Here is a 23149-nt window from a genome sequence, read left to right on the forward strand (position 1 = left end):
GATGCTTATCAGTGAAGCTTCTCTGAATTATTTCTATCTTTATAAAATAATAGGGAATTAATAATGAAACTGACAATATCGGGCTACTCTACAGCGCTGTTTTCCACCTGGTACTTCCTGGAGGAACTTGGTATTTTAATGGATGCAGGAGATGGGTTAACCGCCGCACTTTTACAAAAGAGCAGGAAAATTAATTACGTGTTTATTTCTCATGCCGACAGGGATCATCTGACCGGTCTGTTGCAGTTGAACCAGCTGAATGCAAGGGACGGCCTTCCGGTGATCTGCTATCCGAAAGACAGCAGCTCTTTCCCGGCGATGGAGGAGTTTTCAAAGAGATTTGATCCTCATATTTCCGGTGTGCAATGGAGGCCGGTGGCGCCAGGTGATGAGATATGGGTGAAAGACGATATTGTGGTGATCCCTGTTCGTAATGAGCATGTAACTGCCGGTGAACATATTATCAGGAGCCTGAGCTATAAGGTAATGCAGGTAAAACAGAAAGTGAAGCCGGAACTGGCATCACTTCCGCCGGAAACCATCCGGCAGATCATTATGGACCAGGGAAAAGAAAGCACCACTATTGAGGTAAGAACCAACCTGGTAGGTTATTCCGGCGATACGCCTGTACAGGACCCCGAACGCTGGAACAATACCGGCGTCCTGATACACGAAGCTACTTTTCTGGCCGGCGAAGGAGATGTAAAAGTGATTGCCCATAAAAACAAACATAGTAAACTGGAAGAAGTGATGGATATGGTAAGGCATATCCGGGTAGAACAGCTGGTATTGGGGCATTTTTCATCGAGATACAGCGCCGAACTGATTGATCATAGTATTAAAACATTGTGTGATAAATACGGTATCAGTATTCCCGTGTTCCGTTTACTGCCTGGTATAACGGTAAGGGATATACTTTCCGGCACGCCTGTTAATAAATAGACATGCGTCTTTTTTCAGAAGTATTTGTTTTTGTGGATATTTATTTCCTACATTTGCATCCCGCTACACAACGGGGCGTAGCGTAGCCCGGTATCGCGCCTGCTTTGGGAGCAGGAGGTCGCAGGTTCGAATCCTGCCGCCCCGACTTTAAAAAAGCCTTCAAATTTCTGAAATTTGAAGGCTTTTTTATTTGATACCTGATCAAGGTCCGAACTATTGCACAAAGTTGTATCTATATGAAAGGATAAACTACGATATAGAATGAGAGATCACGTTCGGGAAAAATGGGGATCACGCATAGATATTATTAGTACCAAATTTTCGGACACAAGCGTCGAGGTATCAAGGTAATATTAGCGCAATACAAGTCATAGTATCATTAGAATAGGATGATCGTTATAAAAGGGCTGCGCATTGGAATTGCCCCTGGAGACGCAGGTGATGAACCATGTTTTCATCTTGTTTAGTTTTTGGCTACTTAAAATTGGCGCAAATTGAGTTGGTTGGTTATACTGATAACACAGGAGATTTTACCAAAATCAAAGATTTGGATACAAAGAAGAAGGATTAAGCTACAAGGAAGTAGGTTAAGTTGTGGAGATTTGCAGTATGAAAACGATTCTAATCACAGGTGCCAACAAGGGTGTTGGTTTGGAGACAGCCAGGCAACTGGCACTGCTAGGTAATTTTGTATACCTGGGCAGCAGAGATATTAAAAAAGGACAGCAGGCTGTTGAACAATTGAAGGCAGAGGGGATTGACAATGTAACGGCTATCCAAATTGATGTAACGGATATTGTTTCAATTGAGCGGGCAAAAGCTGAACTGGAGAAACTGGACGTATTGATTAACAATGCGGGTATTTCCGGAGGGTTGCAGCAGCGGATGTGTGACAGTAGTATGGCTAGTATCCGGGCTTTGTTTGACACCAATTTCTTTGGGGCGATACAGACTACACAGGTAATGCTACCGTTGTTGCGTAAATCGGCGGCACCGGCTATTGTCAATATATCCAGTGAGGTAGGGTCATTGAGCATGCATATGAGTCCGGGTAAGAGTCCTCACTGGGATAGTATTTCGACTTATGGTGCAACGAAGACAGCATTGAATGCGTTTACGGTGATGTTGGCAAATGAACTGCGGGAAGAAAATATATTGGTGAATAGTGTGACACCGGGGGCAACACAGACGGATCTGAATTATTTTAAGGTGGGCAAGACAGTTGCAGAGGGTGCGCGGCCAATTGTGGCCCTGGTGATGCAGCCGGATAGAGGGGTGACGGGCAGGTTCTTTAAAGATGGCGGGGAAGTTGCGTGGTGAAATTGTAATTTTATATTTATGAAAAGCAATCATGTCTGCCGCGTAACGTCGATCAGTGAGTTTTACAAGGTGCGGAATCTGGGCGCGCCTGATCATCCATTGATAAGTTTGGTGGATTATAGTTTGAGCAGGCATTCAAAGGAGATGAACAGCATTAGCTGGATGCCTGATTTTTATTGTATTGCGTTGAAGCGGGGTTTGGATGCCAGGATTATTTACGGTCAGCAGGAGTATGATTTTGATAAAGGAGCGATGTTTTTTATAGCGCCCGGGCAGGTGTTTAAGGTAGAGGTGAATACGGATGCCCCGGGGAAGTCGGGATGGATGTTGCTGGTGCATCCTGATTTATTCTGGAATCTGCCATTGGCCCAAAGTATCAGGAAGTATAAATACTTTGGGTATTCTGTGCGGGAGGCGTTGTTTCTTTTGGAGAAGGAAGAGAGTATTCTTAATGGAATTGTGCAAACGATCCGGCAGGAATACCTATCTGTTATTGATAAATTCAGTCCGAAGATTATTGCTTCGCAGATTGAGGTATTATTGAATTATGCGGAGCGGTTTTATAACCGGCAGTTTCTGACACGGGAGGTGAGTAATCACCGGGTATTAGAAAGATTAGAGGCGCTATTGAATGAATATTTTGAGCAGCCGATTTTACAAAATGGGTTGCCTACGGTTCATCATCTGGCGGAGCAGTTGAATCTTTCTCCGGATTATCTGACTACCTTATTAAAGGTAACAACGGGTCTTAGTACGCAGCAACATATTCATGAGATGCTGATAAAGAAGGCGAAGGAGAAGTTGACGGGGACCCAATTGTCGGTGACAGAGATTGCTTATGCGTTGGGGTTTGAGCATTCACAGTCATTTAATAAATTGTTCAAGGCGAAAACGAGTTTGACGCCATCGGCGTTCAGGCAGGCGAACTGTTGAGGATTTCTTTTTCAATGCTGACCAAGTTATCGGATATCTCAAAAGATCGACAGCGCTTGGTCAAAAAATCGGGAAATAAAAAAGTATGATAACCGATTATATGTTGTTGAATAATAGCGGGTAAAAAATTACAATAGCCTTCGGCTTGAATAACGAGGATCATTCTGCTCTTAAACTTTTTACAGGATTAACAATTGCTGCTTTTATAGATTCATAACTAACAGTTATCCAAGCGACGCCCAAAGCAGCCACGGATGCCGTGAAATATACTAACCAACCAACATTTATATGGTATGCGAAACCAGCCAACCAACTATTAACTGCATAATATGAAAGTGGTATTGATATAACTATGGCAACCAGGATCAACCTGGTGAAATCGGAGGATAATAAATAGACGAGGTTTAATATTGAGGCCCCCAACACCTTCCGCACGCCAATTTCTTTGGTACGTTGTTCGGCCATAAAGGCGGATAAACCATATAAACCAAGGCAAGAGATAAAGATGCCCAGGAGAGCAAAAATGTTAAAAATGTTACCCATCTGTTGTTCACCTCTATAGAGATTGGCCATATCCTGATCGAGGAAATCAAATTTGAAGGGGTAGGTTGGGTTGAGCTGCTGGCTTATCTTTGACAGCGCCTGTATGGTTGCGTCAGTTTTGCCTGGCAATGTTCTCACCACTACAAAACCGCCGTCTTTATTATAGCGCAAGATCAGCGGCTCTATAGCCTGTTGCACCGGTTTAAAATTAAAGTCCTTTACAACACCAATGATCGTACCCTTAATTCCCGTAAATGAAAACGCCTTACCAACTGCTGTGGCTGCATTTAAGCCCATAATGCTCAGCATTTTTTCGTTGACCATGAAATTATTTGAGTCTGCCGGAAATGATCTCGAAAAACTTCTACCATTTACTAACTTCAGCTTAAATACATCTATAAAATCCTCATTAACATCCATCAATTGATAAACTATTTGTAAGTTAGGATCTTTACCTTCCCAGTTTGCACTTCCATTTCCGGAAAGCAGATTGGTGGGCAGGTCAGAAGTGATGGCGAAATCTCTGGTAAGTGGATTTTGTTTTAACTCATTTTTTAAGGCATGCTGTTTATTCCAGAGTTCCCCTTTGGTGGGCATATATAAAAGGTTGGCCTTTTCAAAGCCAGGGTTACGGTCTTTTACGAATTTAAGCTGGTTATAAATAACCACAGTGCCTACCAGCAATATGATAGATGTTGTGAATTGGATGACGACCAAAGCGTTACGAAACAGCAAACTGCCACCCATTGATCTTACGTTTCCTTTGAGTGCTTTAACTGGGTTAAAGCCGGAGAGAAATAAGGCCGGATAGCTGCCCGAAACCAATCCGGCTAACAGCGCTATACCCAGGAGGCTTAACCAAAAACTGGCATCTGAAAAAGGAATAGCCAATTTTCTATCGGCTATTTCATTAAATGCCGGCAAAAATAACCAGACAACCGCAAGCGTAAGAAATAGCGAAAGAAATGAAATAAAAACAGCCTCGCTTAAAAACTGGAGGACCAGTTGTCTGCGTATGGCTCCTGCGACTTTACGCAAGCCAATTTCTTTCGCCCTCCGGGCCGAGCGTGCCGTAGCCAGGTTCATAAAATTGATACAAGCCACTACAAGTATCAAAATAGCAACGATAAAAAAGATATTTACATATTGTGCATTCCCGTGGCCCGGGAAATCCCCCAGTCTTGCAGGTGCAAGATGGATTTTAGTTAGAGGCTGCAATTGGAATACAACCTGCATTGAACTATGATTTTGAAATAGCTGTGTCATTTGCTTTACCAGCCTGGATAAATTGGCAGCAGAAGGGTCAAAACTTTGAGCTAGTTGAATATAGGTGTAAAAATTAAAGTTCTCCCATTTATTACCTTTCGGATATTTATCCGCTTTTTGTAAGATAGCCATTGGCATGATAAAATCAAACTGCAGGTCTGAATTTGCCGGAATGTTGGCCAAAACGCCTGTTACCACCACATATTCACGATTGTCTTTTCGTAAGATCTTACCGATCGGGTTTTGGTTCCCAAAGTATTTTGCAGCCATTTCCTGCGTTATTAAAACGCCATTCTCTTGTTTTAACGCCGTACCACGATCACCCTGTACAAGTGGAAAAGAAAATACATCCATGAAACTGGGGTCAGTGTAGAACACGCGTTTTTCTTCAAATTTCTTGTTGCCTGCTTCAAGCAGAACTGTGGAGATCATGCTTAACCTGACGGTATTTTTAACAACCGGTATTTCTGCTTTTAGCCCGGCGGCCATAGCTTCCGCGTTTACCGCAACTTTATAATCACCAAAATCGCCGGTGATACGATATATCTGGCCGGCATTTTTATGTAACTTGTCATAACTCAATTCATTTTGTACCCAAAGCAAGATCAGTATACTCGATGCCAGGCCTATTGTTAAACCTGATATATTAATAATCGAATAAGCTTTATCCCTGATGATATTCCTGTAGGCGAGTTTGAAATAAGTTCTAAACATGCACGTATGATATTCTTGAATTGATACTATAGTGACTATCAATCGACTAAAATACATGCCAGTTACATAACATATTGACAATAAGTATTTCATACATTTTGGGATCCGGTGTATCGTTCGATAACGTACAGCAGGTGTGCGATTTTGTCGAAATTGTATTGTCCTGATATCGCTCTGCTCAGATGAGATTTGTAAGATTAAATTGTAGCATCCATTTAACCATTGAAAGACCAAATTCAGTCTTTTACAATTTAGTAGTATGTCGAAATTATGAAGCGTGTATTGATCCACACTCATACCGCCGCTGATAATTAGTTTGTCGCCAAAGTTAATGCACCTGATCAATTCCCCCGGTAACCGGTCCGCCTACATTATCAATAATACTATTTACGCTTTATTTCCGGTAATCTCCATGATGCGTTGTGCGATATTACCCTGTTCTGCGGAAAGGTCTATTACCACGGTGGCGTCTATTGGCTGACACCACTCATGATCTTATTAACGATGAGCCAGGTGTCATTGACCCGGTGCAATGACAGGAAATCATGATAGAGAACATCATACGCTTTTACATGTACTTCGGCAATGGCGATAGAATTTACCACTTTAATATTCAGGATATCTCCTTTGAATGGTTTGCCGGAATCCTTTGGGCTTTGCCGATTCGCTACTACATCCAGCCATTCATCCAATGTTTTGGCATAAGGTTGTCCTTTTACATCGCCAAACAACAGGGTGCCAGGGTGAAAGATGCGTTTCAGCTTACTCAGATCACCCTCATAACTACCTCCAAAATAGTATTCTTCCAGTGCCTGCGCAATGGCCGTTTCATCTGTTTGCTGTGTTGTCATTTGCTTCAGGTATTTAGTGCAAGGTATGACGGATGCAAAAGCAAATTGTGTGATGTAGGTCACATTTTTTCAGATGGCGTAATGTAGGTCCTGATCACATCTCAGGGGTTATGCAGGCGGCTGAGCGTTTCTCTCGAAACACCCAGATAAGCAGCTATTAATCGTTTAGGCACCATATTATACAACTCAGGGAATAACGTTATCAGTTCTTCATACCGGTATTTCACATTGTTGTTCATCGTACTCAGTAATCTTTTCTGTGAAGCCACATATTCCCCTGTCATACGGGCGCGGAAAAAATGTTCCACCTGGGGGATTCTTTTACATGCTTCTTCACGGGCGTTGTTCGACAGGCACAACACTTCTGTATCTGTGATGCAACCAACACCGATGGTAGCTTTTTCCCTGTTGTATAAGGCGCTGTAATCAGAAGCCCAACAGGCAGGCATAGCAAACTGCAGAACAAACATTTTCAGGTTATCATTTATATAGAAGGTTTTTATACAACCACTCAATACGAAGTATTCACAGTCTACCCTATCGCCTGCAGTAATAATATATTCTCCTTTTTTATAAGATTTAGCGGTGAAATAATTAAAGAAGTCATCGTGCTCATTATCCGAAAGCTTAGCGGTTTTCGCTATATGCTCTTTTAGTAGTTGCTTTGGATCCATACCTGTTAAGGGTTTAAACAAATTGAATTTTGGTATTGTAAAATCTTAAAGTTACAAAGTGAGATAGCTACATCCCTGCTCCGCGTTCTGCAGAGCAACGTCTTTAAAGTTTCAGAACGTGTTTCGGCAAGTTACCTTTTTCATAAATATTTCACTGAACCTTACAAGAGACTCAGCGATTTAAAATGTAACTTATAGAATAAATGCTATTTTCATAAGATAACTTTTTCGTTGCGCACGTTTCCAGGGTTGCAAAGTGGCTTACAAATAATTGAATATCATATGCCTGTGTTTACCGGGCCAATCCATTAAGAATAAGTTCGAATGCTGCACAGGTAGGTCAACCAGCCTTAAAACGAATGCAATAGTATGTTTAAAGTTTTTTATTTTTTATCGGTCAGGTAAGTTAACCTACCATATGCCACCAGGTCCGCGAATGCCCTATTTCAAGGGAACATTTTCATTTTCATACAAATAAATTTTGGATTATTGAAATTTATTACATTTACACTTAACATGTAATTAATAAACCGATGTTACTTTTGGGCGCACATGACTGCTAATCATATACCGGAAGCCCAGGCGATAATCCCATCAGGGCGTATTAGTGCGGCGCTTACATTCCACTGGTTGCCTGAAACATACCCGATTTGGTTGCGATAATTACCAGCCGAAACTCAAAGTTTAGAACGCTGTGGCCTGTCCGAGGGTGTGTACCACCAAGATTGTAGTGTGTAAATATGCCCGATACCCTTCCCGCAATATAAGTGGCGCCATCGCGTGTATTGATAGGGTCGCGGAAATGGCATTCAATGCATGGGCATGCAGATCGGAGTCATAATGGCAGCCCTAGCGCGGAGCAATCCGGTACCTACAGGCCAATCGGATGCCGTTCGGCGTATCTGCCCCAACTTGACGGAAGAAATAGAATTCATTCTCGTTTGTCCTGTGTTTATTTTGAGCAAAAACGTTGTCCGGCGTATATATGACACGCATGGCTTTCATTGGCAAGGGGAGTTTAGAGTATAAATCCGTCAAAGCTCAATTTTTCAGGATACATCGAATATTATAATTTCCCGCTTCTTTTCAATATCCCCGGTTTTATAAACATAATCCAGCTTTAAGAGGTCGTCCAGCCTCTTATCTAGTAGGCCGCTTTTTGCAGCAAACAAAGGAATAGCCAATGTTAAGCCGGATTGTATTGGACTAGAAAGATGAAAGAACTACTGTCTGAAAAAATATTATTCTGACAAAGGCTCCGAAGAAGTCATATGCCAGGTTAATAGATGACTTATCAAATTGAGAAAGGAGGTATACTGACTTTGGCAAGGGGAATTACTTCTCAAAAGTAAGTAAGGGAGACGGAATTCTCCATTGCCTAATTTCCCCATGCTTACTATAAAAAATTTTAAAAAGAACAGGCGAAATGACTTCCACCTGTTGTTATATGAATGTTTCACAAAAAATTAAAACAGATTGAGCAGCGTACTTTATTGCTGTTTTTAATCAAGGAGGGCCGTCGATTCCTCGAATTTCGGGGTCTGCTTAATTAGGCCTAATGTTTCTGGATCAGGTAAAGGACATAGATAAATAGCGGTAACAAGTCGTTGTTGAAGCACACAAAACGATAGCATGTCTTGCAATAACTCTTTGCTCACCTTCTTATCTTTAATGAGATTGGCATACAAGAGCCATATGTTATTTATGGCATCTGATATATTATACTCAGAATATAAATCATTTATGATCTCCAAAAATTCTGAACTGACATGTAACTTAATCGATAATTTCTCCATCATAAAAACAATAATTTAATCGTAATACACGTGGGCTTCTTACTTTAATTCTTATCTGGCAGTAGAGTATTATTCTGCTCCATAAAGGCCGCGTGATAGCCCGTGAAATTTAAATAGTTCGGCGTAAACTTTTCGGATCATGTGTTTTTCGGCATTGGAGAAACTTTGAATAACGTGGCTTTTCTCACCGTTAACTATTCTGACTGATGGTTGCAGATATCTGTAGTGCGTAGGAGTTGATAAACCGCATTCCCTAGTAATTTGCTCCCTAAAACGAACCGGCAAGTCTGTTAACATTTTGTGTAGATCAAAAAGCATATTGCCGGGATTTGTAAGTAGGTTGTGGTTTGTTTCTTTGCTCATATTCTTTTGTAAGGTTTTTTTGTTTGTCATAACCGATATTTTTAGAAAGTGATTTGTTCTCGATGTCTGATAAGCACATAGATAGTCGCTTCCATATGGCATGAAAGTGATGTTCCTCTGAAAGATTAAGAAGGTTAGAGAATTTATAAGGAGAGCCGAAGTCTTTTATAAATAAAAAGGCGCGGTACTCACTCGCTTTTCTCCATTGAGCTTGGCCACGCATGGATACTAAACAAGCAAGCCCATGCGCCTACACTGGTGAACCAGTGGTAACATGAGCATTGCTGTTTCTGTTCTGGGCGCGGCCAAGCTCACCGGAACGAAAAAAGGCAATGCGATTAATAAGTTTGAGGTCGCAAAGCTAGTTATTTTAACATGAATTGTTTGACATCTGATGATGTGTTATAAATCAATAGGTTAATCAACTTTTCATTTTTATTCTATGTGCTTTTCATTAACAAAGATAGCGTTTTTTTAATAATTAGGGTTAAAGCCCTAATTATTATTTAAAAAATCCTGCCATTTTTCATTTTTGAAATTATGGAGGAGACTAACGAAATGGAATTATTAAAACAATTGGGAGAAAACCTTCGAAGGACGAGGGAAGGAAAGAAATTTACGTTACTCCAAATTGAAGCATGGAGCGGTATTGATAAAAGTGATGTAAGTAAAATTGAACGTGGAATTATTAATCCGACCTATACTACTTTAATTAAGTTATCGGAGGCGTTGGAAGTGCCTTTATATAAAATACTTTCAATGGAATAGTTGATTGCTTTTTATCTCGTTGTAATAACGTTGATATACTTCTCATCATTTACCCTATCAAAAGGCCTGTTTGAAATGATGCTTTTTGATCAGCCTCAACAAAGTGAAATTTTTATTTCTTGGGTATGATATGCCCCTAAATAAATCGCTTGGACATCAAGCGCATTCAAGAGAATCATTTTTTCTTCTATATCCCTAGAGGCTTTCTTAAGCCTTTGCCTAGCGCGATCAATGAAGTCATTGACGGTTTGGATTTCTGAGGGCCTTGCTTCTACATACCCTCCTTTGGGATTCCATTTTCGTAGATAACCTTTTCTTTTAGGGATAGCTCCGTGTCTTCCTTGTCCTATGTAATACGGGGAAAAAGAGAAGCAACTTTTTTATCTGCCTTATCCCTTCTTGCGATGAAATCGATGCCAGAGTGTGTTGGTCTTGCACAGTTCATAAATTTTAAGGTTGTTGACTACCATTCACTTTCCTCTCTTTCTGTTCAGCAATCTGACTGCGAAATCCGACGCCAAAGGATACCCTAGGCCCTCAATAATATGATCTAACTTATTGGTATTAAATTAGCTGCGCGAGGTTTCATGAGTAAAATTTAAGATCAAAATTTACTTATGAGTTACTTACGGATAACTTGATATTGGCAAAAACAAGAAGGCCTGCAAACATTAAGTTTACGGGCTTTTAATTCGACTATAATGTCAAAAAAGTCGCCTCCCTGTACAAATTTTCGAACTTATTTTTAATGGATTTAAGACGGCTTGGTAGTATAGCTATTTAATAGCCAATCACTTGCAAGCCTTTTCTATTGTGCATAATTAATGTGAATCTGAAAACGTGTGCATGAAAAATTTAATGTGCGAAGGAAAAACAAATTGATCAGGTAGATTATTTAGCCTCATTGGGTCACCAACCGCTAAAAATAAGAAACCAAGACTGTTGGTATCTATCCCCATTGCGGAATAAAAAAACATCATCCTTCAGAGTAAACCCGCAGTTAAACATCCGGTACACAACCTAAAAATGTGATACGAAAATTCCAGCTGTTGCTTTTCCCGGAACAAGGTGCGAAATTGTTTTATAGGGTTGTTGGGGACCATTGATTCCTTTGGTAGTAATGCTGCTCCTCACGAATTTGTACAAATTTAATATTCATCGGAGCGACAACCAGACGGGAATAAACTGCAACAATTGGAAATGACAGGATAAAAAAAGCGTGGAATCATTTGCATCACCAGCAAGAAAGGTTGTGAAAAGGTTAATGGATAGCGCCTATATTCACACCAAAGAATAAATAATACTTCACGAACATATTTCTAGCTGTCTAGCTGTTAATTACACTATACTCGCAAATATAAAAAACATCGTAACTTTCTACTGTATATAGAGAAAATTAGACTAAACAACAAAAGCCAGACTTCGACAATACAAATGAATTACTCTAAATGAATATTATAATAACAAAATAGTAAAATAGCAAGATTTGAAGAAGCGAGACCAGCAAATACCACAAAATGAAATTGTGGTATTTCAAAATAAATTACTATCCTGGTATAAGTCTTTTGGACGTCATCATTTTCCTTGGAGAAGTAAAAATTTGGATACTTATCAAATTGTTATCTCCGAAATTTTACTCCAACGTACAAAGGCTGAAACCATTCAAAATTTCTATAATACTTTCTTAAGTACTTTCCCTAATTGGCAATCAATTGCAAGAGCGGAACCAAGTTTTATAGAAGAGTTCCTCCGGCCAATAGGACTGTATCGGCAAAGGGCCAAACGTATAAAAGACTTATCTAATGAAATGGTGCGACTTAAAGGTCAATTTCCCAGAAAAAGATCTGATTTAGAGGAAATCCCTTTTTTAGGTCAATATATCGCCAATGCAATAGAGTTACAAGTTTTCAATATGCCCAGCGCCCTGTTAGACGTTAATATGGCCCGAGTCTTGGAACGATATTTTGGTGAAAGGAAATTGTCAGATATTAGATATGATCCGTATTTACAAAATTTAGCATTCAGGGTTGTAAACCATACACTTTCCAAAGAAATAAACTGGGCTATACTTGATTTTGCATCTAGCGTTTGCAAAGCTAAAAAACCGCTATGTGAAAAATGTTTATTATCAACATCTTGTACTTTTAAGAATAAAGTATTAAATTGAGTATCTTTGCAAAGATTCTTCAGAATAATTATGATGCAAAAATATTCCTATATTGACCTATTTGCAGGTTGTGGTGGTCTTTCTCTTGGTTTGCACTATGCAGGTTGGAAAGGACTTTTTGCTATTGAGAAAAGCCCGGACGCTTTCAGTACATTAGAATATAATTTAATAAACAATAAGCAGCACTTTGACTGGCCGGACTGGCTACCTAAAGAACATTTGGAAATAGATAAAGTGCTTGATGACTATAAGGAACAATTAATCGGGCTGAAAGGTAAGGTCGATTTGGTGGCAGGAGGCCCTCCCTGTCAAGGATTTTCAACTGCAGGTAGACGTAAAGAGGATGATGTACGGAATGGGCTTATTCGTTCATATCTAAAATTCATAATGTATACCAGGCCTAAGGTTATTTTTTTTGAAAATGTAAAAGGGTTCACCCTCGAATTCAAGAAGAATAAAGCTAACCAAAAGAAGGCCACACAAGCTAAGGGAATAGCCTATTCTCAATATGTGCTGAGAGTGCTTCGCTTTTTTGGATATGAAGTGGAAGGAAGGATGATTGATTTCTCCAAATATGGAATCCCTCAAAAAAGAACCAGATTTATACTGGTAGGCATACAGAAAGACATAGCTAAGGAAAGATGTCTTCAAGCAAAGGATTTCTTTAAATTGATTACAAAAAGGAAAAAATACTTTCTGGAGCAAAAGAGCCTACCGCAGAATCCCAATCTCGGTAATGCTATTTCCGATCTCTTGAAAGCAAATGGTACTGGAATAACCCCTGATAGGTCAGGTTTTTTTACTGGGCTATATGCAACGCCAAAATCCAATTATCAAAAATATCTTCGAACTGGCATTGATCCCGCAGAAATGCCTGATAGTCATAGTTTTCCGAATCATAAGCCGCATGTAGTTCAGCGATTTAAGTATTTTTTAAAGTACCAGAAGGCGAATAAAAATATTAGTGCTAAAGCAAGAGCTCAGTTTCAAATAAGCAAACACACCATAATACCACTTGCAAAAAAAGGTAAAACACCAACAATTACTACCTTACCAGATGATTATATTCACTATTCTGAGCCACGCATTCTTACAGTGCGTGAGTATGCGAGAATTCAAAGCTTTCCTGACTGGTATAAATTCCGTGGCAAATATACCACTGGAGGTAAAAATAGAACTAAGGAGGTTCCCCGCTATACCCAAATTGGTAATGCCATTCCCCCTTTATTCGGAGAGCAAAGTGGCTTGATTCTAAAACAGCTAATCTCAACATGAAGAAGGAATTTTTCAAAGTCAGCTCAGGATTAAAAGATTTGATAGGAAGTGAGCTAATTACTGATAATTTTGTTGCCGTATTTGAGTTGGTAAAAAATTCTTTTGATGCTGGGGCTACCGAGGTGAAATTGACTTTTGAAAACATATACTCTGATAATGCCAAAATCATTATTCAAGACAATGGTAAAGGCATGAATGAAGAAGATTTATTGACTAAGTGGTTGTTTGTAGCCTATTCGGCAAAGAAAGACGATACTGAGGACAAAGAAATAGATTATAGAGATAAGATTCAGCCAATAAGGTATTACGCAGGTGCCAAAGGCGTAGGTCGGTTTTCTTGCGATAGACTGGGTCGCTATCTGAATCTGATATCTATTAAAAAAGAGCCTAAGGCAAAAATTGAAAATATTTTTGTTGATTGGAAAAAATTTGAAGAAGACCAAAAGAAGGAATTTATAACTATCCCAATAGATCATGAGGTTCTACATAAAACCAACTATAAGATCAAGCATGGTACTATTCTTGAAATTACCGGGATAAATAATGGCGACTGGAATCGAGAGAGCTTCATTAAACTAAAACAAAAATTATCCAAACTTATCCGCCCTGATCTGAACAAAAGTAGCACCAAAGATGAGTTCAAAATAATATTAAATGTACCTGATGAGGCAAAAAATGATGAAATAGAAATTGACAAAGGGAGAGCTAAAAGAGAGCCAGAGGGCTATTTTCATTATCATACAATTAATGGTGAAATTAGGAATTTCATCTTTGATGAACTTGGAATTCGAACGACTAAGATTGTAACCTCAATTGATGCAAGCGGAAATTTCATAGAGACTTCACTTACTGATAGAGATACATTTATTTATAAAATCAAAGAAAAGAATAAATACTCTCTCTTACAAGATGTTACTATAACACTTTATTTCTTAAATCAGCCAGCGAAAACTATCTTCTCCCGAAGAATGGGGATCCAACCTGTTGAGTATGGAAGCCTTTTTGTCTATAAGAATGGGTTTCGGCTTTATCCTTATGGAGAGCGGGGTGATGATTCTTTAGGCGTTGACAATCGTGCGGTGCAAGGCTATAACCGCTATATTGGCTTACGGAATCTTATAGGCCAAATTGATATTCAGGGACAAAATAGGGAATTGCGAGAGGCTACCAGCAGAGATGCTGGTATGGTAAAGACAAAAACATATTTCCAGCTTGTTGACACAAGCCCTTATGCAGATAGTATATTACTGACTACGCTTAAACGCCTCGAAAAATACGTAGTTGAAGTAACTCAATGGGGGATTAATGATGAAGGGTTTGAAATTGAAAATGATAAAGCGGGGAAAGAGAGGTTAGTGAAACTCATTTCAAATATTTTCGATGACAAAACCCTCGTATCAATTGATTATAATAAGGACATTGCAAATATACTTGATCAAAAAGAGGACAAGAGCGCTAAACGTCTTCTTGCAAATGTTAAAAGGATAGCGATTGAGTCAGAAGATAAGCAGTTGCTTACTGATGCAAAAAAGCTTGAGCGAAAAATAAGTAAGCAGACAAAAGCTCTTGAATCTGCCACTGAGGAGTTAAGGAAAAAAGAAGAAGAAGGTAAATCTCTTAAAAGCGAACTTGACTCACAAGAGAGTGAAACTTTATTTGCTCGCGCCGTTCTTGGTTCAGAAACAAAAGAGCTTATAAGTATCCAGCACCACATTTACCGACATTCAGCACAATATATTTCTAATTTTTTGAACCTCTTAATTGATTCAATCAACAAGGATGCGCCCAAGGATAAACTGCTTGATTTAGCAAACAAAATTGCCTTTGAAAATAAGAAGGTGATTACACTTTCAAGATTCGTATCAAAAGCTAATTTTGATACAACTACCACTAAGATAAAAGCTGACTTAGTAAAATTTGTTAATGAATATGTTACCAATGTATATCTTGAATATAAGCATCTTGCTGTAAATAATCACAATTTATCCATTACACACAATACACCGAAGGGCGTAAAATATGAGGTGTCTTTTAAGCCCATTGAGCTGATAATAATACTAGACAATTTATTAACCAATGCGTTTGTTGCAAAGGCAAAGAATGTTACACTAAATTGGGAGAAGGAAAGTGAATCGACAATGATTTTGAAAATAAGAGACGATGGAATCGGTATACCCGATAAAAATGTGGATAAAATTTTTGACTTTAGATTTACTACAACCAATGGTTCTGGTCTCGGTCTTTATCACGCCAAAGATATTATAAATAAGATGGGAGGTACTATAGCCGTAAACAATAAACTCAAAACAGGAGTTGAGTTTATTATAAAATTCAAAAAATGAAGTTACATTATAAAATCTTGTGGATTGACGACAATATTGATAGTTTTGTTGATGCCGGGATTAATACTGAATTTGAAAATTACTTGGAAAGCCTTGGCTTCGATCCAATTATTAGCTTGTTTGAAACTGGAGATAAAGCTCTTGAGAAATTATCTGAAGATAAAAAGTACGATCTGATTCTCTCTGACTATAACATAGCAGGAGGTGAACAAGGAGACTCCCTAATAAGAAGAATTAGAGAAGGAGATGTATTTACTGAAGTGTTATTCTATTCTGCTCAACCCAATTTTGATGATGTGGCACAAAAGTTATATCAAGACAGAGTCTCATTTTTAAGCTTGGTGGGGGATGATGGATTCAGGTATTTTAAGGAAAAAACTTATTGGCTCATTAATCTTACTATATCAAAAATACAAGAGCTTAATAATATCAGGGGGCTTGTAATGGCTGAAACAAGCGAGTTGGATAATACCATAGAGGGCATATTAATCGAACTAATGACTAAGGATAATGAGATCGCTAAAAGACTAAGAACGTACGCCATTAAGAAAATAGAAGAAAATAATACTCAAAGAATACAAAGCGTTTCTACAATAAATGATTTATCAAACATAGACCTGATAAAAAATCGACTTTTATTTGACGCCAATAAAAAATCTCGTACTTTGAATGAGTACCTTAAGATTACTGGACTGAGTTATCAAAGTGATACTCTGAAAAATTTCCATTCAAATTACGAGAAAGATGTATTGCTTATAAGGAATGATCTTGCGCATGCAAAGAGTGAAGTAATTGATGGGGTGGAGTGTCTTATTGTTACCAGAAAGGGAGAAGAACACCCGACAAAAATAGATCAAGAAAGATGTATTCAAATAAGAAGAGACCTACACAAATATACCTCAATACTAAAAGAAATACGTGATTCTTTAATTGCAATAGATGGCGAACAATAGCTCCACTTGATAGCAATATTTTTAACTTCTCCATAGACCTTATTGTTAATTCAACCTAAAAGCCCCATTTGGGGGGGGCAATTAAGCCCTATTCTTTCTTTCCGCCAATAGCTTCTCTTGCATTTCAACCTTTTTCCGTTCTGGTTGTAACAGGCGATACTATCTCATAAACTGTGTAAATATTAAGAATCGAGTTTTTGGCTTTGATTTTAATTTTAAATCATATGCAGTTTTGTGAAGACAGGAGATTTTTTTTAGACGACTTTGTGAAGCACAGCAGCACAGGTACATGACCTTCTAGCCCAGATTCAGAAGGTAATAACTGGAGATCCAGGAAATGAACATTTTTGCCCATTGCTGTCTGCCAGTGCTCTTTTTACTTCTGCAGTGAAATCAGCTCTTTTGGGGCAGAATTATTCATAACTATCTCTAAACTAATGTTTTTTTGGAATTTAAAAAATAACACTAGCTTTTAACTCAAATGAAAGTAAATTCATATTTTTATATAACTAATAACTTTTTTTAATCAAAATCAAATATTATAATTATGAAAAAACTAATTTTAAGTATTCAACAATTTGAATATGTTGAGTTATTAACAAGAGAACAACTTAAACAAGTTTTAGGCGGCAATATTTATACTAAAGGTAATGATACATGTGTAGCGAGTGTTGATTGTGGACCACGTCAAGGATTGATTTATTGTGAAGGCCCTCTTGGAACCTGCTTTGAAGGGGGGAGTGTAGGAACGGAATGGGTCAAATGCAACAATGTGACTTATTCCTGCTAGTGATTATTTCCCCAAACGTTATTAGATGTAAAATGTTGCGGATGACGTTTGGGGATTTTTAAAGAATTGCTTCTCATGCTTATGTAGACATTTATTTCAACTATCAAAAAGTTCAATCTTTACAATTATTACGCACAAGTAAACATATATTATTTACCTCTAGTTGAAAATAGATTAAGCATCAAAAGACTAATACAAGGGAATTATTCAAAAACTACGCAGTCGCCTGTTTGGTTACTAAATTTGGTAGTAGATATTTTCTCATTTAGAATTCCAATTATGATGGCAGTTAATTGCTATTACTGGGTAACAAGCGCCGCGATCTCCATTATTTCACTGATGCAAGTTATTTTTGTTACTTTCATGAAATCTGACGACTTTAAAGCCAGGAAAAAGAAGGGTATGATTTTATTTTAGTTTTGTAATTGCTAAAATAATCTGTTGCCATTTATCCCGATCTGGTTTTGAGACATAGTAAAACCGACCTTTAGGTTCGTATAAGAAACCTCCATATCCACTAACCTTTAATTTTATTTTTTTCCCATCCTTAAATTCCACTACTAACAAGTATTCGTCCATCCAGGTCGCAATTTTGGTGTCTTTGCAAACTGAACTTTGAAGAATTTTCAGCGCCTCATTGTTTCGCAGATGAGGCATTTTAGATATTTCGTCCCAACTGGTCTGTTCTGTTGATTTATCAGGAGGGAGATTATAAAAATCGAAATTTTTAGCCTCATGCCAATTCACGCAGCCATTTGATGGCATTTGGAGGCTGGAGAATATTATTAAGAAGATCAATGTATACATATAGTAGAATTTATGTTAGTTACAAGGTGCGCTATTTTCTGGTGATTTCCCACCATTTAGAACTTTGCCTATAATCTTTTCTGAGTTAAAAATCCGGATGTCTTCACCCAGGTCGGCAGGATTAGGACCTCCGCCTAACGGCCATGCTCCGTTGGTTCGGGGAATCTTTAAACCTGCTGTATTCACTACATCGATACAAGCAGTTGTACAATTATTCCAATTCAGATTATAAGGTCCCCGCACCTGGGCCTTAAACGCATCTAACATGGTTTTGAACTGAGCCGGCGAAACCTTAAAGGTAATGGAAACTGTATATGGTAGATTCGAATTGTCCGCAACCGCGCCTTCCGTTTCTGGAATAAATGGGGATACCATAGTGCCGGGATAAAAACCTACTGATCTTGTGACAGCAGGCAGACCAGCAGAAGTTTGTGAAAAGGTTAAGAAGGCATGGCCCACTGTTAGTGTTTGCAAATCAAGTTCCGCGGGAGATCGGTGCCCATAGGCGTCGGAAATAACGATGCGAGAGTTTGGGATGGGTTGTTTAACGCAGACGCTTACACTATAATTGGAAGAATTGTTAATCGTAAAGCAACTTAGATACTTTGGCAGATCATGGATTAATCTATTCGCTGGTGGGCTGACATAAAAGTGAGTAAATCTAAGCGCAGCAATATCTGTATAGCTAAACTTCGGATTCCCCACGGGCTTGGGAATGGAAGGTATCCCTCCGCCAGCATCAGGTAAATCTAAACATTGCCTGGTGGTATAGTTGTAATTACAACCTAAACTAATACCATGAAAATAAACGCAGCTATACCAATCAGTTTCTGTGCATAAGGTGCCTCCTAAAGTCCTGGAGAGGTTTCCATTGTGGTTTAAGAATTCAATACTACTGGGGTAGTCTTTTTTTCCATCAGATAGCAAGCTGGATTTAAGTTCCCCTTTATTATCAAATACTAATATTGATAGCTTATATTCCGGGTTTCCATTAAACCACATAGCAACAACCTCAAAATAGATATCACCATTCGTATTTTTACGAAACAATAGATAGCGATCCATATTCGGTGAATAAATATTGCCAGCATCGTCAATCCTTCGGCCTAAAGTTGGAGCCAAACTAACTAACAGGCAGTTTTCTCCGCTGATCTGCTGCTGATAGGTATTTTCCCAGAGAACGCTCATCGGTAATGAGTCTATGATGGTGATTAAATCTTTACTGCATACACTATTATAATTTAATAAATAGCTATTCTTGGCATTGGCAACGGTCAATTCAACTGGGGAATAAGTATTCTTTTTTTGACAACTAAAAAGAAGTGTTGTTAAGAGTAATAAAGTACCGGTGTATTTCATTAGAATTAGCTTGTGCTTGGAAAATAATTATACCTAAAAAGGAAAGAAGGCATTTACGTGCTTTCTCTGAATAATATGGCCCGCATTTTTATCCAGGACTGTTTCTGTGTGTCCCAAGAGTCTCTCTTTGTCAAGGCCACAGTATCGCCACATCGAGCCCGCTTCCTTCCTCATCCCAACCCTCTCTTAATCCTCGAAAGAGTTTCTCTTGCAATGCCGAGATAACTGGCCAAATACATATTAGGCACTCTTTCCACTAGCGCCGGAAAATACTTCAGTAGAAAATTATACTTTTCTGCGGCGGTTTGGTTTCTCATGCCCACTAATCTTTTCTCTGATAGGCAGTAATAGTGTTCAGTTAAACGTCTGCCTATAGTATTGAACTCCAGATGCTTTTTATAAAGATCCATCAGATCGTCATGATGAATGTAGCAGAGTTCACAATCAGAAAGTGCCTGTATTGATTCACTGCTTGGCTCTCTTTGAAAGAAGGAGGATACGGCAATAATAAAATCCATTTCTTTCATGAACCAGCTGCATATGTCTTTGCCTTCTTTTTCATAGTAGGCTCGTAGCAATCCTTTTGATACAAAATATAGGTGATCGCAAATTTCTCCCTGTTTGAGTAAGATTTCCTTTTTCTTATAATTTTTGTATTGTAATTTTTGGCTGATATCTTTTTTGAGGTCTTCCGAAACGTTGCCAATTTGGGAAATGGTCTCAAATAGTGGTTCCATATGGTTGATGTTTAAAAATAGGTGATGATACGGCTACTTAATAAGTAGCCGTATACCGGGGTTACGATATGCAATGCCTGGTTTATTTTATTCTTCCATAACAGTTGCGTTAGGTGCATTTTTTTTCACGGATTCAATACCTGCATCCCTGGAGGTGGTGGATTCATATATTTCGCTGTTTCCGATTATTTGCCCATTGAGTGCTTTTAAAACGAAGTAGGGCTTCCCATTTGAAGATGTCAATCGTTCATAGCGGGCATCATTAGAGGCGTTGGTTTTCACGGATTCAATGCCGTTATTGCATGCGCTTTTGGAGGTGTACATTTCACTTGTAAGAATCGTTTGTCCGTTGTCGGCTTTAAGATTAAAGTAGTGTTGCCCGTCTTTAGCTGTTTTAATAACGAATTTACCCATAGATCTGTGGTGTTTAGTAAAGTTAGGAATGGTTATATAATTGAGTATGTTTAAACAAATCAGGTTATTTAATGATTGCTACAGGGGCGATTTTTTAATGATTGTATACATGTAACGTTGGAAAAGTATAATTGTTCAATGAAGCTGGAAAATTTCAATAAGTTCTTGATTGAAATGATAATCCATGTGACATATATCAATATTTTTTATCAATTCAAAGTTTTAAATTGCAGCTATTGGGTAATGCCATGATATGAAAAACTACCCCGGGAAGAATGCTTGAAAGAAACAGCCATAATATGCAATAGCATTGTTTTATTTGTAACCTCCTTTTACGTTTATGATACTCGACATTTTAACCAAGGAAGACTTTGAATCCTTTAAGAAAGAGTTACTAGAAGAAATACGTGATTTAGCTAAAACAGAGGGTCTCCGGCCCCGTAAGCTGCTCAAATCTTACGAAGTATGTGAAATACTGGGCATTTCTTACGGTACGCTTAGAAAGATGAAGGAGAATGGTATCCTACCTGCCACCAAACTTGGAGGAGAATTCCGGTTTGATTACGATGAGATACAAAAGCTGACGAAAGTTATTAAAGAAAAACACAACTCTCGACCATGAGTGCCCCTGAAAGAATCAATTATATCAGGCATCTGACGGCCTTTTTTGCTCAGGTGCAGAAAGATGACTGCCTGCACGCTAATCATATAAGCCTTTATATGGCGCTGTTCCAGCTGTGGAATCAGCAACACTTCCCAACAACTTTCCCGGTGCTTCGTGAAGAAGTGCTGAGTCTTTGTCGTATTGGTTCACGTAGCACTTACTCGCGTTGCCTGAAGGACCTGGAGCGTTTTAACTATATCATCTATAAAGCGGCCAAACACCCGTTTGCACCAAGTATGGTGAGCATCAGGACTGACGTTTTTGATAAACAACTACCGTCTGCAGAAGATGCTGATGTGCTCAAAAATGAGCCGATGACCGGCCCAAAAATGAGCCGATATCATGCCCAAAAGTGGGCCGGTAACGTGCCCAAAAATGGGCCGGTATCCGACACAAAAATGGGCCACATTTATTATAAACATATAAACAGTAATAAACGAGAGGGAGAAATCAAGCTCGCGCCCTCAAAAAAAAGTAACAAAAATGAATTTACAAATTCCCGGCATGGAACAGATGCACCCGGCGCGGAAAATGAAGATGCTTTAACCCTAATACCCCCTGATCTCCGGCAGGTAAAAGAATTTTTTCATGTGCAAAACTACTCTGAACAGGAAGCCAGCAAGTTTTTCCATCACTACCAGGCCAATGGCTGGCGCCAGGGTGGTAAAGCCCTTATTACAGATTGGCGGGCTGCTGCTCATAAATGGATGCTGAATATTAATCAACTAAAATTTAATAGCAATGATTACTACACCAAACCATCAAACGGAGCAGGACCGCTCCACATCAACGAAAACAAAAGCTATACAGACCCGCTATGATTACCACCAGCTCATGCAGCAGCTGGTGGAGCTTGGGAAAAAATTGTGTTGTCCGCATTTCATGGTAGACGATATTGATCGTCCTGTGGTCCTTAAACTCCTGGCTTATTTTCTTCGGGATGAAGCGGTGGCACCTGCGGAAGGTATAGACCTGCATAAGGGGATACTGCTTACCGGGCCTATAGGCTGTGGTAAAACAGCCATCATGCATCTGATGAAGCGATTGTCGCCTGAGTCCTACCAACCCAAGATAATCTCTTGCCGGCAGGTTAGCTTTGAGTTTAGCCGCATTGGGCACGATATCATCAGCCTGCATACCAATAGGGCATTCTTTCCTTATACTAGTGTACCAAGGGTGCATTGTTATGATGACTTGGGACTGGAACAGGTACTGAACTATTGGGGAAATAGTTGCAACGTGATGGGAGAAATCCTGTTATCCCGGTATGACCTGATGATCTCCAATAAGATGATTACCCATGTAACCACGAATCTGAACAGTGCGGAGTTAGAGAATAAATACGGAAACAGGTTGAGAAGCAGGATGAGAGCTATGTTTAACCTGCTTTCGTATGATCCTGCCTCCAGGGACAAGAGAAAGTAATTTACGATGAATACGGAACACATTGTGCTCTGGGCCAAATAAAGGG

20 protein-coding genes and 1 tRNA gene are annotated in these 23149 nt (G+C 38.9%); 13 read left to right on the plus strand and 8 right to left on the minus strand.

Translation table 11 applies throughout. The features are described from left to right. The first annotated feature begins 63 nt into the window (after nt 1-63). From ABIE50_RS06025 to ABIE50_RS06040, 4 genes are all read left to right on the plus strand, one after another. Nucleotides 64-942 carry an MBL fold metallo-hydrolase gene (locus ABIE50_RS06025; RefSeq protein ID WP_209867043.1) on the plus strand — a complete coding sequence of 293 codons (879 nt, stop codon included), beginning with the start codon at nt 64-66 and terminating at the stop codon, nt 940-942. A 71-nt stretch (nt 943-1013) separates the two neighbouring features. Continuing rightward, nucleotides 1014-1087, plus strand: a tRNA-Pro gene (locus ABIE50_RS06030). A 464-nt stretch (nt 1088-1551) separates the two neighbouring features. After that, complete coding sequence (locus ABIE50_RS06035; RefSeq protein ID WP_209867042.1) at nt 1552-2262, plus strand: SDR family NAD(P)-dependent oxidoreductase; 711 nt, start codon at nt 1552-1554, stop codon at nt 2260-2262. Between the two features lie 18 nt (nt 2263-2280). Beyond that, a complete protein-coding gene (locus ABIE50_RS06040) occupies nt 2281-3195 on the plus strand; it encodes a helix-turn-helix domain-containing protein (protein WP_209867040.1) in 915 nt (304 codons plus the stop codon). 159 nt (nt 3196-3354) lie between these two features. On the opposite strand, the gene ABIE50_RS06045 is transcribed toward ABIE50_RS06040, so the two are convergent. From ABIE50_RS06045 to ABIE50_RS06060, 4 genes are all read right to left on the minus strand, one after another. Further along, nucleotides 3355-5718 (minus strand): ABC transporter permease, encoded by a 2364-nt coding sequence (locus ABIE50_RS06045; protein WP_209867038.1) that lies wholly within the window; start codon nt 5716-5718, stop codon nt 3355-3357. A gap of 470 nt (nt 5719-6188) precedes the next feature. Next, nucleotides 6189-6569, minus strand: a complete 381-nt coding sequence (locus tag ABIE50_RS06050) for a nuclear transport factor 2 family protein (protein ID WP_209867036.1) — start codon at nt 6567-6569, stop codon at nt 6189-6191. Nucleotides 6570-6670: 101 nt separating this feature from the next. Further along, the gene (locus ABIE50_RS06055; RefSeq protein ID WP_209867035.1) at nt 6671-7243 is read right to left on the minus strand and encodes a Crp/Fnr family transcriptional regulator; all 573 of its coding nucleotides are present in this window, start codon (nt 7241-7243) and stop codon (nt 6671-6673) included. A gap of 1865 nt (nt 7244-9108) precedes the next feature. After that, on the minus strand, nt 9109-9432 hold the full coding sequence (locus ABIE50_RS06060) for a hypothetical protein (RefSeq protein ID WP_209867033.1): 324 nt from the start codon (nt 9430-9432) through the stop codon (nt 9109-9111). A gap of 510 nt (nt 9433-9942) precedes the next feature. On the opposite strand from ABIE50_RS06060, the gene ABIE50_RS06065 reads away from it, so the two are divergent. The 6 genes from ABIE50_RS06065 (at nt 9943) to ABIE50_RS06090 (ending at nt 17697) form a co-directional block, all read left to right on the plus strand. Further along, nucleotides 9943-10170 (plus strand): helix-turn-helix domain-containing protein, encoded by a 228-nt coding sequence (locus tag ABIE50_RS06065; RefSeq protein WP_209867031.1) that lies wholly within the window; start codon nt 9943-9945, stop codon nt 10168-10170. 1486 nt (nt 10171-11656) lie between these two features. Beyond that, nucleotides 11657-12337: a hypothetical protein gene (locus ABIE50_RS06070; RefSeq protein ID WP_209867029.1), complete on the plus strand. Its 681-nt coding sequence runs from the start codon at nt 11657-11659 to the stop codon at nt 12335-12337. A gap of 6 nt (nt 12338-12343) precedes the next feature. Beyond that, nucleotides 12344-13612, plus strand: coding sequence for a DNA cytosine methyltransferase (locus ABIE50_RS06075; protein ID WP_209867027.1), 1269 nt, complete (start codon nt 12344-12346; stop codon nt 13610-13612). Next, nucleotides 13609-15954: an ATP-binding protein gene (locus ABIE50_RS06080; protein ID WP_209867025.1), complete on the plus strand. Its 2346-nt coding sequence runs from the start codon at nt 13609-13611 to the stop codon at nt 15952-15954. Before ABIE50_RS06075 ends, ABIE50_RS06080 begins: the two co-directional genes overlap by 4 nt. Next, complete coding sequence (locus ABIE50_RS06085; RefSeq protein ID WP_209867023.1) at nt 15951-16907, plus strand: response regulator; 957 nt, start codon at nt 15951-15953, stop codon at nt 16905-16907. The genes ABIE50_RS06080 and ABIE50_RS06085 overlap by 4 nt, the downstream gene beginning before the upstream one ends. Nucleotides 16908-17454: 547 nt before the next feature. Continuing rightward, on the plus strand, nt 17455-17697 hold the full coding sequence (locus tag ABIE50_RS06090) for a hypothetical protein (protein WP_209867021.1): 243 nt from the start codon (nt 17455-17457) through the stop codon (nt 17695-17697). Between the two features lie 408 nt (nt 17698-18105). On the opposite strand, the gene ABIE50_RS06095 is transcribed toward ABIE50_RS06090, so the two are convergent. The 4 genes from ABIE50_RS06095 to ABIE50_RS06110 form a co-directional block, all read right to left on the minus strand. Next, nucleotides 18106-18504 (minus strand): hypothetical protein, encoded by a 399-nt coding sequence (locus tag ABIE50_RS06095; RefSeq protein ID WP_209867019.1) that lies wholly within the window; start codon nt 18502-18504, stop codon nt 18106-18108. A gap of 15 nt (nt 18505-18519) precedes the next feature. Continuing rightward, entirely contained in the window at nt 18520-19863 is a 1344-nt protein-coding gene (locus ABIE50_RS06100) for a hypothetical protein (RefSeq protein ID WP_354027890.1), read from the minus strand. Nucleotides 19864-20033: 170 nt separating this feature from the next. After that, on the minus strand, nt 20034-20600 hold the full coding sequence (locus ABIE50_RS06105) for a Crp/Fnr family transcriptional regulator (RefSeq protein ID WP_209866484.1): 567 nt from the start codon (nt 20598-20600) through the stop codon (nt 20034-20036). Between the two features lie 87 nt (nt 20601-20687). Beyond that, nucleotides 20688-21014, minus strand: a complete 327-nt coding sequence (locus ABIE50_RS06110) for a YegP family protein (RefSeq protein ID WP_209866486.1) — start codon at nt 21012-21014, stop codon at nt 20688-20690. Between the two features lie 340 nt (nt 21015-21354). Between ABIE50_RS06110 and ABIE50_RS06115 the strand changes: the two genes are divergently transcribed. Genes ABIE50_RS06115 through ABIE50_RS06125 form a run of 3 tightly spaced genes read left to right on the plus strand, consistent with a single transcriptional unit; the run spans nt 21355 to nt 23103 of the window. Further along, nucleotides 21355-21636 carry an excisionase family DNA-binding protein gene (locus ABIE50_RS06115; protein ID WP_209866488.1) on the plus strand — a complete coding sequence of 94 codons (282 nt, stop codon included), beginning with the start codon at nt 21355-21357 and terminating at the stop codon, nt 21634-21636. Then, the gene (locus ABIE50_RS06120; protein ID WP_209866490.1) at nt 21633-22499 is read left to right on the plus strand and encodes a hypothetical protein; all 867 of its coding nucleotides are present in this window, start codon (nt 21633-21635) and stop codon (nt 22497-22499) included. Before ABIE50_RS06115 ends, ABIE50_RS06120 begins: the two co-directional genes overlap by 4 nt. After that, nucleotides 22420-23103, plus strand: a complete 684-nt coding sequence (locus ABIE50_RS06125) for a hypothetical protein (protein WP_209866492.1) — start codon at nt 22420-22422, stop codon at nt 23101-23103. Before ABIE50_RS06120 ends, ABIE50_RS06125 begins: the two co-directional genes overlap by 80 nt. Nucleotides 23104-23149: the final 46 nt, after the last annotated feature.

This window comes from Chitinophaga sp. OAE865 (genome assembly GCF_040546735.1).
GTDB lineage: Bacteria > Bacteroidota > Bacteroidia > Chitinophagales > Chitinophagaceae > Chitinophaga > Chitinophaga polysaccharea_A.

Excerpts from the sequence above, each read along its gene's own strand:
- ABIE50_RS06025 (WP_209867043.1), top strand. The coding sequence starts at position 64 with ATGAAACTGACAATATCGGGCTACTCTACAGCGCTGTTTTCCACCTGG.
- ABIE50_RS06035 (WP_209867042.1), top strand. The coding sequence starts at position 1,552 with ATGAAAACGATTCTAATCACAGGTGCCAACAAGGGTGTTGGTTTGGAG.
- ABIE50_RS06040 (WP_209867040.1), top strand. The coding sequence starts at position 2,281 with ATGAAAAGCAATCATGTCTGCCGCGTAACGTCGATCAGTGAGTTTTAC.
- ABIE50_RS06045 (WP_209867038.1), bottom strand. The coding sequence starts at position 5,718 with ATGTTTAGAACTTATTTCAAACTCGCCTACAGGAATATCATCAGGGAT.
- ABIE50_RS06050 (WP_209867036.1), bottom strand. The coding sequence starts at position 6,569 with ATGACAACACAGCAAACAGATGAAACGGCCATTGCGCAGGCACTGGAA.
- ABIE50_RS06055 (WP_209867035.1), bottom strand. The coding sequence starts at position 7,243 with ATGGATCCAAAGCAACTACTAAAAGAGCATATAGCGAAAACCGCTAAG.
- ABIE50_RS06060 (WP_209867033.1), bottom strand. The coding sequence starts at position 9,432 with ATGACAAACAAAAAAACCTTACAAAAGAATATGAGCAAAGAAACAAAC.
- ABIE50_RS06065 (WP_209867031.1), top strand. The coding sequence starts at position 9,943 with ATGGAGGAGACTAACGAAATGGAATTATTAAAACAATTGGGAGAAAAC.
- ABIE50_RS06080 (WP_209867025.1), top strand. The coding sequence starts at position 13,609 with ATGAAGAAGGAATTTTTCAAAGTCAGCTCAGGATTAAAAGATTTGATA.
- ABIE50_RS06085 (WP_209867023.1), top strand. The coding sequence starts at position 15,951 with ATGAAGTTACATTATAAAATCTTGTGGATTGACGACAATATTGATAGT.
- ABIE50_RS06090 (WP_209867021.1), top strand. The coding sequence starts at position 17,455 with ATGAAAAAACTAATTTTAAGTATTCAACAATTTGAATATGTTGAGTTA.
- ABIE50_RS06095 (WP_209867019.1), bottom strand. The coding sequence starts at position 18,504 with ATGTATACATTGATCTTCTTAATAATATTCTCCAGCCTCCAAATGCCA.
- ABIE50_RS06100 (WP_354027890.1), bottom strand. The coding sequence starts at position 19,863 with ATGAAATACACCGGTACTTTATTACTCTTAACAACACTTCTTTTTAGT.
- ABIE50_RS06105 (WP_209866484.1), bottom strand. The coding sequence starts at position 20,600 with ATGGAACCACTATTTGAGACCATTTCCCAAATTGGCAACGTTTCGGAA.
- ABIE50_RS06110 (WP_209866486.1), bottom strand. The coding sequence starts at position 21,014 with ATGGGTAAATTCGTTATTAAAACAGCTAAAGACGGGCAACACTACTTT.
- ABIE50_RS06115 (WP_209866488.1), top strand. The coding sequence starts at position 21,355 with ATGATACTCGACATTTTAACCAAGGAAGACTTTGAATCCTTTAAGAAA.
- ABIE50_RS06120 (WP_209866490.1), top strand. The coding sequence starts at position 21,633 with ATGAGTGCCCCTGAAAGAATCAATTATATCAGGCATCTGACGGCCTTT.
- ABIE50_RS06125 (WP_209866492.1), top strand. The coding sequence starts at position 22,420 with ATGATTACTACACCAAACCATCAAACGGAGCAGGACCGCTCCACATCA.